The sequence below is a fragment of the Prevotella sp. RM4 genome (genome assembly GCF_000701965.1).
Lineage (GTDB): Bacteria > Bacteroidota > Bacteroidia > Bacteroidales > Bacteroidaceae > Prevotella > Prevotella ruminicola.
Map to the genome: position 1 here is coordinate 40,736 of NZ_KL370843.1, position 12,450 is coordinate 53,185.

Genomic DNA, 12,450 nt, shown 5'->3' on the forward strand with positions numbered 1-12,450 from the left:
CACTTTATGAAACCTCGATAGCTTTCGTCACTTTCTCCTTAGGTTCGGTCTTTGGCATCGTAATCGTTAGGATGCCGTCCTCAACCTTAGCAGAAATCTTCTCCTTTATCACATCATCAGGCAGCGTGTAGTTCTGCTCGTAGTTCGAGTAGCTGAACTCGCGGCGCAGATAGTGATGATGCTTGTCCTCATGTTTGTGTTCAGCCTTATTCTCAATGGCGATGGTGAGGTTGCCCTCGTCGTTGATGGCTACACGGCAATATTCTTTCTTTATGCCTGGAGCTGCAAGTTCCATGGTGTAGGCCTTCTCACTCTCCTTGACATTGACTGCGGGTGCTGTACTGTTGGCACGAGGCATAAAATCAGTGTTCAGGAAATCGTCAAATACTGTTGGGAACCAACTGTTTTTAAACATTACTGGTAACATAATCAATACCTCCTAATTATACTTTTAGTTCAACAATGTTATGAGCACCTTTGCTTTTTAGCTCCAGCGCTCACATACCAAAGTGCAATATACGTGCCCAGTGCCAATTTGTCGTATATATGTGGACAGGATGGCATTGTTTTTAAACCATGATAAACTTTGCTGCCAATTCTTTAAACTCGTTTAAACATTGATTTATGAATGGGCAAAAAAAGTGTTTTGATTTTCTGCGAGATGTAGCGGAAAAACATTTTGTAGCCGGGGCATAGGTAGTTGCGGCGTTCGGGGCCGTTAAGGGTGATGCGCTCTACCAGGCGATCCTTGGGGCAGCCACCGAAACAGAGATGGGCTACATCGCAATGCAGACAGGCGGAGGGCAGGCTGTCGAGCTTATACTCGCCAAACTTGCGGTTGGTTTGCATCATATCGTGGAGCGAACCCTGCAGGATATTGCCAATGCGATACTCGGGAAACACATAGCGGTCGCAACGGTACAGGTCGCCATTCTTCTCAATCACACCACAATGGCCGCAAACGGATTCGTGAACACACAAACCGGCTGGGCGGTGGGTAAGGTTGCCAATGGCAGCCTCGATAACCTGCACATACTTGCGACCTACATCACGGCGGCTCCACTCATCGAAAACAGTACAGAGGAACTTGCCGTAGGCTTCGGGCTGCACAGAGAAGGGGGCCAGGTTGCGAGGCTGATGGCTATAGATGCCTGGGGGCAAAGCCACATTCTTATGGCTATCATTCTGCGGCAGATTTTCTACCACTGGCAAAAACTGCATGTAGTTGCTAAAGCCTCGCAGAAACTGATACACCTCGGCAGCATGTGTGGCGTTGGCGGCATTTACGGTGGTAAGGGTATTGAAGTCGACACCGTGCTTCAGCAGCAGGTCGAGACCGTGCATGGTGCGACTGAAGGTGCCCTCGCCCCGTGCATCCTTGCGATAGATGTTGTGCAGATGTTCGGGACCATCGATGCTGATGCCGATACGGAACTGATGATTGCGGAAGAACTGGCACCACTCGTCGGTGAGCAGTGTGCCGTTGGTTTGCAGGGTGTTAAGTATTTGGCGGCCCTCGCCGTATTTCTGTTGCAGCGCCATGGCCCGCTCAAAAAAGGGAATACCGCACATAGTGGGCTCGCCACCATGCCAGGCAAACTCTATCTCGGCATATCGTCCGTGGATATCTATCACCTGACGGATGTAGTTCTCGAGCACCTCATCCGTCATGAGCGAAGGGCCAGCGGCATGGCCACCACCCTTCGCTAAATAATAACAGTACTGGCATCGCAGGTTGCAAGCCGCACCAACGGGCTTTACCTCGATGGCATAGTGTCGCAAGTCGTCACTACTGGTCATACTTATTCTTATCGTACATTTCTACACCGCCCTTATAGCCTTTCTTGGTTTCGCTACCATCGTCGGTACCAATCTCGCGCTGTATCAGGGCGTTCAGTTTCTGGTTCATCAGCTCTACCAGTTGCTGGTTGGCGTTATTATCCTTAGGCCATGCCAGGTTCTCGGTCTCGTCGGTACCGCACATCAGCAGCTCTACATCGTTGTCGGCCCACAAGGCTTCGTAATCGGCTGGTGTGTTGAACTTAACTGGTGCAAAGTAACGGGCAAACTTATAATCGGGGGTGATGATGCCACGTACAAAACCGCGCTTGTTCATATCGGCACGATAGGCAGGCTTCAGGCTGGGATTCATCACGTAGTCGCCATCAATCATGGATATCATCTCGAAACAGAACAGGGCACCCTCGCTGTTACGGATGTCGGTAGCGGGATTCTTCACAGCAGGCATAAGCGAGTGGCCGTGGAGCTCCTGAGTGATAGCACTAAACTGCTGCACGTTGCCAGCTGTAGCAATATCAACAAATGTGGGTGCCAGGTCGAGATGCGAGGTAAGGTTGTAACAATGGCGACCGCCCTTCATCTCGGGGTGATAGATAATCAGGGGCACGTGGATGTTGTTCTCGTAGATATTACCACCCTTACCCTTCAAGCCGTGTTCGCCTTGCATCTCACCATGATCGCTGGTGTAGATAACGATGGAATTATTAAGCAGTCCGGCTTTTTCGAGATACTTGAGCAGCACCAGCATGTGGTTGTCCTCATCCTGGATGGTGTTAAAGTAATAGTCGCGGAAGGTGTGCCACCCTGTGCTGTCGGTTGGCGATGGACCTACCCAGTCCTGCCACTGCTTGTTGTACTCCTTATGTGCAGCAGGGCGACCAGGTTTGTCGAACGACTCGTTCCACGATGCAGGAACAGGCACATTGTAGCTCTTTTTATAAACTGGATCGTCGGGTGCAGGTGTAGCCTCGCCTGCGATGTACGTGCCCGGTGTTTCGTTAAAGTACATGATATCGTGCGGGTTCAGGAAGTTTACAGCCAGGAAGAAACTCTGGCCGTCGTTGTTCAGCTGCTTACCTTTGTTTTTCAGCCAGTCGATGGCATGGTCGGCAATGGTGCCATCCTCTTTATAGCCCTCCCAAACCGAACCGTACATATCACCTTCGGTCCAGTCGCTAAAGCCGTACTCCTCAAGCGACTCGGTATCTTCAGAAATGTGCCACTTACCCTTAAAGGCGGTATAGTAGCCGGCATCGCGCAACATATCGCCTACGGTAGGCAGGTCGCGCGACATATCGTTTACAAAGGCATAGTTGGTGTTATCCAGCATACAGGTTTCGGTGATGTGGCGGCCGGTGTAGATAACCGAGCGGCTTGATGTGGAAACATTGGCACAGGCGTAATGCTTCTCGAATGTGGTTCCCAGCTGGCGCAGGCGTTCGCGAGCGGCATAGTCGCTACCAGCAGGATACTGCTCCATGTAGGCTTCCTGGTCGGTAGTGATAAAGATGATGTTGTACTTGCCGTCGGCATTAGGCGTAGGCGTGATTTTGTTTGCAGGGTTGTCGGTCGCATCCAAACAACCAACCAGCAGTGCACTCGTAGGTAGCAGCACCAGCGTTTTCTGAATGTTTTGCTTGTTCATTATCTATCGTTTTTAGAGGTTAAATCATGGCGATCTTTAGGATTGAAAAAACTGTTTACCTTATATAAAAGGTAAAAAACGATAACGGCGGTAACACCGAAAAGTACGTAAAGCAGAATCTCTAAAGCCATCATAGGTGTAATAATTAATATTAGCGGATGCAAAGATACACACGATAGCCGCAAACGACCTTTCCCCTCATCAAAAATATGCTGAGAGGAAAGCAGAAATACGCTAAAAGGAAAGAAATACGCCGAAAGGAAAGCCCCCTACCCTTGTTGGCGATAGGCCGAAGGCGACTGCTTGCCTAACTGCTTGAAGGCCTTGGTCATCGATGCCGGCGAAGAGAAACCACACTCTTCGGCTATCACCAGCAGGCGCTCATCGGGCTTGGCAGTAATCAAACTGATGGCATGGCGCACACGATGCTGGCAAATCATATCGTAGAACGACTGGTAACCGCTGCGGCGTATCACCTCCGACAGATAGGTGGCATTGGTGCCCAGGCGTGCCGTCAGCAAGTCGCTGGTGATGTGCTGCTCGGTAAAGATACGCTCCTTGGTGAGCAGGTCGTCCAACTTACGGCTCAACTGCATAAAGCGCTCGTCGGTTAAACGGAACGTGCCTGCCACAGGTGCTGGTTCAGCCATATCATCGGCTGCAGCCTTAACGATTTCATCGGTACAGTCGGCATAGGGCTGTCGCCAAGGGTTAAGCGTAAAGATGCAGAACCAGATGTTCATACCCGTAAAAAACACGTCGCGCACCGCTTTCACGATGGCATTATCAGCATAGAAGTTGATAGCCATCAGCACACAGATAAATGTGGGCAACCACTGGACGTACTGGGCAAAACGCACGGGGAAATCATCGCTATCGGCATAGGTGTCCTCGTTGGCACGGCGCACGGCCTGTCCTATCTTGAGTGCCATGTGCACCGACAGGGCGAAATAGGCAGCAAACACCACGCTGACTGCCACAAACGCCAAAGGACGATAACCATCGGGCAGCTTCACCATGCCCAGAGCCTGCAGCAACAGGGGGGCCAGCACAAGGGCCGCCGGCATAAACAGCCAGTACCATTTGTGATCCAGCACGCTGGCACGGGCCGCATTTCGCGCCGCAAAGAAATAGCCGTGGCACATCACCAGCATCTGCAGCGAAAAAAACAGCACGGCAAAGGCATTTACATACAGCAGGGCATCGGCATCGCCCACCTGCAACAGGTAGGGCAGCTCCATAATCTGCATCAGGTACAGCACTCCTACCGACCGCTGGGCAGGAAATAGCTCGTGGAAATGCGCATTGTAGGCTTTGGGGCGATAGTACCACTTAAGAATCCATCCGTACAGGTTGGTGAGGATAAACGCCAGGTTGACTGCAAACAGTAGTAAATATTGAGTTGTAGGCATAAGGTTATGAGTTTTGTTTGTTATTGTACGATTTTAAACTTTTCCTTTATTAATAATGTATATACCTGCCGTGGTGAGGGTGGCGGCCAGGATGTACTTGGGCAGGAAGGGCTCGCCCAGACAGAGGCACGAGGTAACGGCACCTACCACAGGGATGAGCGAATTCCAGATGGCTATCTTACCAACGGGATTGCAGGTAAGCAGCTTGTTGTAGAGGGCAAAGCCGATGGTTGAGATGCCGATGAGCATGAGCAGATAGAACAGTCCGAGCAGGGTTACATGGGGCAGCGTGCCACCCAGCAGCAAGCCGGGGATGATGAGCAGGGCACCACCGATGCCCAGACTATAGCCCGTACCCACAAACACATCTACACGCTTGTTTACGCCACGTGTCATCAGTCCCGCAAAGGCACCGCACAGGGCATTGAGTATAATCATACCATCGCCCAGCAGGGTGAACTGGCCACTACCCTCGCCCCCCAGGTTGAGCGACAGGATACCACCAAAGCCGATGGTGCAACCCAGGATTTTACGGGTGGTAAGTTTATCGCTCTTAAAGAACATACAGGCCAGCAGCACCAGCGTAAACACGCTGAGCGAATTGAGGATGGCGGCACGACTGCCCTGACTATGCGACAGGCCGATATAGAAGGCGGCGTAATGCAGCGTAGTATTAAGTAAGGTGAAACCCAACAGAAACAAAGCACTACCGATGAGATTTGGTTTGGCGGCCTCCTTGAACTGGAACGAGCGATGGGTGAAACGGGCTATCGAAAGGATGATGAGTCCCGAGATACAGAAGCGGATGCCGGCAAACAGCATCTTACTGCCCGTCATGTCGGCAGTAATCTCGAACTCGGCAAAGCCCAGTTTGATAAACGGGTAAGCCCATCCCCACAGAAACGCAGCGGTAAAGGCCATGAGGGCAGCCCAAACAGGACGCTGGAAGATACTTTGTTGTGTCATATAGGATGCAAAGATAAATGTTTTGGCACGAATTTCACGAATTAACACGAAAAAATTAATAAATTCGCGCAAATTCGTGTAATTCGTGCCTAATTTTTTGTATTTTTGTCGCGAAATTAGAATGATTGCAATGAACAAACAGGATACAGCAACAAGCACAAAGCGTGATGTGGCTCTGGTACTATCGAGTGGTGGTGCCCGCGGACTGGCACATATCGGTGCCATCGAGGAACTGCTTAACGAGGGCTATCATATCACCTCAATAGCAGGCTGCTCGATGGGTGCGCTGATAGGCGGTGTGTATGCGGCAGGCAAGCTGGAGGACTTCAGAGAGTGGATGAAAACCATCGACCGCAAAAAAATGCTCGAGCTGACCGATTTCTCGTTCAGTCTGAACCACCTGGTAAAAGGCAGCCGTATTATCGAGGCCATCATGGAGTTTGTGCCCGATGTGCCGATTGAGGAGTTGCCCATACCCTACTGCGCCGTGGCTACCGACTGGATATCGGGTAAGGAAGTGGTGTTTCGCAAAGGCAGTTTGTTCGAAGCCATCCGCGCATCCATCTCGCTACCTACCTTTTACGAGCCTGTGCGCCGCGACGGCATGATTCTGATAGATGGTGGTGTTACCAACCCCATACCCCTTAACCGTGTGGAACGCCACGAGGGCGACCTGCTGGTAGGCATCGACGTGAGCGGTCACGACTACAAAGCGCAGTGGGAGATACAGCAGGAAATAACCGAGAAGCGCAAACGCAGCACCTCGTTATCGCAACAGATACTGAACCGCCTGCTGCCCGACCACCTCGACTTTAACTATTACACCATGCTGTCGCGTGTAAGCTCGCTGATGATACGTCAGAACTCGCTGCTGATGGCCCAGTTGACTAAGCCCGATGTGCTGGTGGATATACAGATGGCCCGTTACGGCGGATTCGACTACGACAAATCGGAAAAGCTGATAGCCATAGGCCGACAAAAAACACGCCAAACTTTGCTTTCGGTTTAAACCTTTTGTCGCACGCTACGTCAATAAATAAACCTGAATAAAATAGGAACCATTAGTTATTATCAACAAAACCAATAATTATGAGAAAACTATTCATGTCTCTCCTGCTCTTAGTAGCAGTGTCTGCAGGTGCTGCAGAAAACCCAGTTCTAACAATCGAAGGTGGCAAGGTGCAAGGCATCCTGGCCGACGATCATCCCGAAGTTTTTGTGTATCGTGGCATTCCTTATGCTGCACCTCCTATCAAGGAGAACCGTTGGAAAGCACCACAGCCCATCGTTCCCTGGAAGGGTGTGAAGGTTTGTGATACCTTCGGTCGACCCAGCTATCAGGCCATCCAATATACCGGTGGCTACTACACTGAGTGGGGTTATGGTAAGGAGGCTGCCTTTAGCGAGGACTGTCTGTACCTGAACGTATGGACCAAGGCGCCTGGCGATGTGAACAAGAAGCTGCCCGTAGCCCTGTGGATTCACGGTGGTGGCTATCGCGAGGGTTTCGGTTCGGAACCTGAGTTCGACGGACAGGAATGGGGTGCCAAGGATGTAGTGCTGGTATCTATCAACTACCGTCTGGGGGTATTCGGATTCCTCACCCACCCTGCACTGGCAGCCGAGAGCCCCAACCACGTATCGGGTAACTATGGTATCCTTGACCAGATTGAGGCCCTGAAGTGGATTAAGAAGAATATCGCCCAGTTTGGTGGCGACCCCAATAACGTAACTATCTTCGGACAGAGCGCCGGTGGTGGTAGCGTACGTACACTGTGCGAGAGTCCCCTGGCCCGCGGCTTGTTCCACAAGGCTGTGATTATGAGTGCCCAGGGACTGAGCATTCCCGATGCCAACGGTAACATGATGGGTGGCCGCTACAGTGGCGGTACCGTACAGGAGGCCGAGGCTAACGCCAAGAAGGTGTTCGACTGGGCTGGACTGACCGACCTGCAGAAGATGCGTGCCGCCAGTACCGAGACTATCTTTGCCCTGCCTACCCTGTACTATCAGGTGAACAACGACGGACAGCAGCAGGCTGGCGGTTTCCCATTTATGCGCGGACTGCCATTCATGCCTATGATTGATGGCTACGTAAGCGAGAAGAGCTTTGACGATGCCACCCGCCAGGGCACACTGGCCGACGTACCTTATATGATTGGCTTTACACTGGATGATATGGGTAACATGGCACCCAACATTGCCGAGTTCTGTAAGGTTCGCGAGCAGAAGGGCGGTAAGGCTTGGGCCTACCAGTTTGCACGTCCATTGCCCGATGATGGCAGTCATCCCGAAGTAACCCAGCGCCTGAAGGGTGCTTTCCACTCAAGCGACCTGTGGTTTGTATTCAAGAGTCTGAAGCACTGCTGGCGCCCCTGGACTAAGGGCGACTGGGATCTGAGTGAGAAGATGCTTACCGCTTGGACCAACTTTGTAAAGTACAGCGATCCTAACGGTCCTAAGGGTGGTGCCTGGACACCTTGCACCGCCAAGAGCACCAAGTTTATGGTATTCAAGCTTGACGAGAAGGATGCCGAGGCTTCGTTCTTAGGCCAGCCCGAGAAGTCGAAGCTGCCCGCATTCAGCTTCGGTCCTATGCCTGCACGTCCATCTACAACTGCTAAATAAAGTATTAAGTATTAACAAACAGAGAGTCCGTCTGCATTCGTAGGCGGACTTTTTGTATCTATCGTTGACCTGAATCAATAAACTGATTTGTATCAATAAAAGCGTTGTGTTCGCACACAATTAGATAAAAATGCTTGTTTAATTCAAAAAGTCGCCGTACCTTTGCACCGTCAAAAAGAAACAAAGGATAACAAAAATGTTTAAAGTAGGCCGACCGTGAAAGGCCGACTGAGTAAAATTAAGAAAGGGTAAAAAGATGAAAAAGATGATTTTGACATTAGTTGCAATGCTGAGTATGACAACCGCATTTGCCGAGGGTGAGAACACTAACGCTGTAGCAAACGTAGAGGCTTATAAGATGGATATCAATATCAACAAGCTCTCTGACGCTCTGAAGCTGGCCGACGAGCAGAAGGCTGCCGTTGAGAACATTCACCACGTGTTCAGCACCGAGATGACTTATGCTGCACAGTATGGTAATGCTGATCGCGAGGCTATGGTTAAGGACGCCATCAACACTGATGTTAAGCGCATGAGACGCGTTCTGAACGCCGAGCAGATGAAGAAGTACCTCATGTTGTTGAACATCACACTCAACAACCGCGGTCTGAACAAGTAAAAAGAGAGATTTATATAATTCTAATCCATGGGATAGTAGGACATCCATCCGGTAACGGAGGGTGTCCTTTTTTGATGTCCTGAAAGTTACGGCATCTGTAGCGGACCGTTACCATGCCCGATACGGATAGCTGCCGACTTGCGGATAGCCTCGGTAATAAACTGCTTGGCTTTACCCACCGCCTCGGGTAGCGGGTGACCTAAGGCTAAGTTGGATGCAATGGCCGACGAGAGCGTGCAGCCCGTACCGTGCAGATTGCTGGTAGCGATACGTTCGGTGGCAAAAGTGCTCACGTTGCCATCGCACTCAAACAGCAGATCTATCATCTGCGGCTTATCGGCATGCCCACCCTTGAGCAGGAAAGCGCAACCGAAATGCCGCGCCAGGGTTTCGCCAGCCACCTGTACAAACGACGAGGAGACGGGCTTTTCGATGAGTTGCAGCAGGCGGTTAGTTTCGGGCAGGTTGGGGGTGATGAGTGTACAGAGTGGGAACAACTGATTAACCACTAACTGGATGGCCTCGGGGGCCATCAGCGGATAGCCGCTGGTGGATACCATCACGGAATCGTAAACCACCGGCACGGGGTGCTGCGCCAGATAGGTGTGCAGTTCGTCGGCTACCACCTGAGCCACCTCGGCATCAGGCAGCATACCAATCTTGATGGCCTTAGGCTCCAGATCGCTCAATACGGCACGTAACTGCTGGCCCACTACTTCGGGTGGCACAGGCATGGCGCTCTGTACGCCTAACGTGTTTTGCGCGGTGACAGATGTAATCACCGTAGCCCCATAACAGCCATGGGCCGTGATGGTTTTAAGATCCTGCTGAATGCCGGCACCTGCCGATGGGTCGCTACCGGCTATTGATAATACTACCTCCATGCGTCGCCGAGGATCATGGCTCCTCCAAAGCCCATTTTTTCAACTTCAGTTATTTTATCGAATGTAATGCCGCCCAGTGCCATCACCCGTTCATCAATCAGGCCTGCCTTGTGGGCTGCAGCGATGACGTCGGGGGTAAACGTAGAGTAATAGCCCCGCTTAGAAATGCTATCGAAGATAGGACTCAGACTCATGTAGGCATAAGGCTTTCGGCGGCACTCCGACAGCTCGCTCAGGGTGTGGCACGAGATGCTTACTGCCCCACTCCACCCTGCTGGCGGCTCGGGGTTACGACTGTTAAGATGCACCCCTCGCAAGCCATACTTGATGGCCAGCGAGTGATGATCGTGTAATACCAGACGCGAGTAGAGCTCTGTGGGAATGGAAAATAATAGCTGCTCTACCTCGCTCTGGCTGGCTTTAGGTTTACGTATATGTACCAGATCGGCCCTGCCGCTTTGCAGCAGCTGGGCAATCTTTTCGGCTTCGCCCTCGAAGAAATCAGGGCGTGTAATAACGATAATCATACACACTTTTTACACATGTCGAACGAGGCATCCCAATCCTTCCAAACGGGCTCGCGACCCAGTTCCTTCAATCGGGTGTTAATCACCTTAGCCGTACGCTCATCGCTAACCGTAAACTGCTCCAAAGCCTGTGGATAGGTGTGGTAGCCACCAGGGTTCACATGGCTCTCGGCCGACATGGTGGTTACGCCTAAGGTACACATGTTGTCGCGGATGTAAGCGGGTTCGCGGGTACTGTACGAGATGTCGACATCGTGGTCGAAGATACGCATGGCAAACGTGGCTTGTGCCAGTTCGCGATCAGTCATAAAGCAGTTAGGCTGGAATCCCTCGTTCTGGGCCGGGCGCATACGGGGAAAGTTAATGCTGTACTTGGTGCGCCAATAGTGCTTTTGCAGATAGCGCAGGTGGTGCGCCATCATGGTTACATCGGTGCGCCACTCTTTCTCCAGTCCAATCAGCACACCCATACCGATAGAGTGTACACCAGCCTGCCCCATACGGTCGAACCCGTCGCAACGCCATTCAAAACGGCTCTTCATGCCGCGTGGGTGGTACAGCTGGTAGTGCTCGCGGTTGTAGGTTTCCTGAAAGCAGATCACACCGTTCAGTCCGTGGTGGGTCAGCTCGCGGTATTCCTCCATCTTCAGCGGCATCACCTCGATCTTGATGTTCGAGAAGTAGCGCTTGGCAATATCGATGGCTTTTGCCAGATAAGGCACTCCCGCCTTGGCAGGATTCTCGCCTGTTACCAGCAGGATGTTCTCGAAAGGTGCCAACTGCTTGATAGCACGGTACTCGTCCTCAATCTGTTCGGGTGTCAGGATGGTGCGTGCCATCGGGTTTTCGCGATGAAAGCCGCAGTACACACACGAGTTGGAACACGAGTTGGTGATATACAGCGGGATAAACATCGACATGGTGCGCCCGAAACGCTCCTCGGTGTATTTACGCGAGAGTCGGGCCATCTGCTCTAAGTAAGGTTCGGCTGCAGGCGATAGCAGGGCCATAAAGTCGTTCACATCGCAGCGACTCTTGCCTAAGGCGCGGCGCACATCGGCATCGGTCATGCTGGCTATGCGCTCGGTGGTTTCCTGCCAACTAATGTTTTTAAGTTCGTCACTAAACATTTTTTCGTTTATTTTGATTTACAGGGTTTGAAAGCATACTCCTTCAACTGGTGTATCGAAGGGTGAGTGCCACAGAGTTCGCAGCTTTCACGCTTGCCAAAGTCGAAGCGCTGCCACTGCATGCTGAGGGCATCGAAGGTAAGCATACTGTTGGTGAGCAACTGGCCCACCCCAGCTAAGTATTTCAAGCACTCGGTGGCCTGCACGGTACCTAACATGCCAGCTATCGAGCCTAACACGCCCACCATGGCGCAGGTCTCCACATCCTGCTTGGCAGGGGGCTCGGGGAACAAGCAACGGTAGCAGGCCGAACCGGGCACATGGGTCATCAGCTGTCCGCTATATTTGCTGATACCACCCATGGTAAAGGCCTTGCCCAGCATCACACAGGCATCGTTTACCAGATACTTGGGGGCAAAGTTGTCGGTACCGTCGATCACGAAATCGTAGGGCTCTATCAGCTCCATGGCGTTGGCCTCGCTCAGATAGTATTCGTAGGTTTCAACCTGCACATCGGGGTTGATGGCCAGCATGCGCTCCTTGGCCACATCCACCTTGGGACGCCCCACATCGGGCGTGCTGTGCAGCACCTGGCGCTGCAGGTTGGTGATACTCACAGTATCGCCATCCACCACACCGATGGTGCCCACACCAGCTGCCGCCAGGTACAGGGCCACAGGCGAGCCTAAGCCCCCTGCCCCCACCAGCAGCACCTTGGCCTGCAGCAACTTGCTTTGTGCCTCAGGTCCGAAACCTTCCAGTATCAAGTGGCGGTTATAACGCCTACATTGTTCACGACTGAGTTCCATCAAAGTTTAATGTTTAATCTTTAATGTTTA

The 12,450-nt window shown here is 51.9% G+C and carries 12 protein-coding genes; 3 read left to right on the forward strand and 9 right to left on the reverse strand.

Annotated elements, in window-relative coordinates:
- Window positions 1-4: 4 nt before the first annotated feature.
- The 5 genes from T499_RS0113380 to T499_RS0113400 all read right to left on the reverse strand — a co-directional run bounded on the left by T499_RS0113380 (window position 5) and on the right by T499_RS0113400 (window position 5,823).
- Window positions 5-427 (reverse strand): Hsp20/alpha crystallin family protein, encoded by a 423-nt coding sequence (locus T499_RS0113380; protein WP_157054624.1) that lies wholly within the window; start codon window positions 425-427, stop codon window positions 5-7.
- Window positions 428-600: 173 nt separating this feature from the next.
- On the reverse strand, window positions 601-1,800 hold the full coding sequence (locus tag T499_RS0113385) for an anaerobic sulfatase maturase (protein WP_052173763.1): 1,200 nt from the start codon (window positions 1,798-1,800) through the stop codon (window positions 601-603).
- A complete protein-coding gene (locus tag T499_RS0113390) occupies window positions 1,790-3,445 on the reverse strand; it encodes a sulfatase-like hydrolase/transferase (RefSeq protein WP_033151388.1) in 1,656 nt (551 codons plus the stop codon). The genes T499_RS0113385 and T499_RS0113390 overlap by 11 nt, the downstream gene beginning before the upstream one ends.
- 269 nt (window positions 3,446-3,714) lie before the next feature.
- Window positions 3,715-4,857, reverse strand: coding sequence for an AraC family transcriptional regulator (locus T499_RS0113395; protein WP_084163200.1), 1,143 nt, complete (start codon window positions 4,855-4,857; stop codon window positions 3,715-3,717).
- A 33-nt stretch (window positions 4,858-4,890) separates the two neighbouring features.
- Entirely contained in the window at window positions 4,891-5,823 is a 933-nt protein-coding gene (locus tag T499_RS0113400; RefSeq protein ID WP_033151390.1) for a DMT family transporter, read from the reverse strand.
- Between the two features lie 130 nt (window positions 5,824-5,953).
- On the opposite strand from T499_RS0113400, the gene T499_RS0113405 reads away from it, so the two are divergent.
- From T499_RS0113405 to T499_RS0113415, 3 genes are all read left to right on the forward strand, one after another.
- Window positions 5,954-6,832, forward strand: a complete 879-nt coding sequence (locus tag T499_RS0113405; protein WP_033151462.1) for a patatin-like phospholipase family protein — start codon at window positions 5,954-5,956, stop codon at window positions 6,830-6,832.
- An 80-nt stretch (window positions 6,833-6,912) separates the two neighbouring features.
- Complete coding sequence (locus tag T499_RS0113410; protein WP_033151391.1) at window positions 6,913-8,451, forward strand: carboxylesterase/lipase family protein; 1,539 nt, start codon at window positions 6,913-6,915, stop codon at window positions 8,449-8,451.
- A 256-nt stretch (window positions 8,452-8,707) separates the two neighbouring features.
- A complete protein-coding gene (locus T499_RS0113415) occupies window positions 8,708-9,070 on the forward strand; it encodes a hypothetical protein (RefSeq protein ID WP_013065539.1) in 363 nt (120 codons plus the stop codon).
- A gap of 86 nt (window positions 9,071-9,156) precedes the next feature.
- Here T499_RS0113415 and thiD read toward each other — a convergent pair whose 3' ends face one another.
- From thiD to T499_RS0113435, 4 genes are read right to left on the reverse strand one after another with little or no spacing between them, the layout of a single operon-like run.
- Window positions 9,157-9,954, reverse strand: a complete 798-nt coding sequence (gene thiD / locus T499_RS0113420) for a bifunctional hydroxymethylpyrimidine kinase/phosphomethylpyrimidine kinase (protein ID WP_033151392.1) — start codon at window positions 9,952-9,954, stop codon at window positions 9,157-9,159.
- Window positions 9,945-10,481 carry a thiamine phosphate synthase gene (locus T499_RS0113425; RefSeq protein ID WP_033151393.1) on the reverse strand — a complete coding sequence of 179 codons (537 nt, stop codon included), beginning with the start codon at window positions 10,479-10,481 and terminating at the stop codon, window positions 9,945-9,947. Before T499_RS0113425 ends, thiD begins: the two co-directional genes overlap by 10 nt.
- Window positions 10,478-11,611, reverse strand: a complete 1,134-nt coding sequence (thiH, locus tag T499_RS0113430) for a 2-iminoacetate synthase ThiH (RefSeq protein WP_013065566.1) — start codon at window positions 11,609-11,611, stop codon at window positions 10,478-10,480. Before thiH ends, T499_RS0113425 begins: the two co-directional genes overlap by 4 nt.
- A gap of 8 nt (window positions 11,612-11,619) precedes the next feature.
- Complete coding sequence (locus tag T499_RS0113435; RefSeq protein ID WP_033151394.1) at window positions 11,620-12,420, reverse strand: HesA/MoeB/ThiF family protein; 801 nt, start codon at window positions 12,418-12,420, stop codon at window positions 11,620-11,622.
- Window positions 12,421-12,450: the final 30 nt, after the last annotated feature.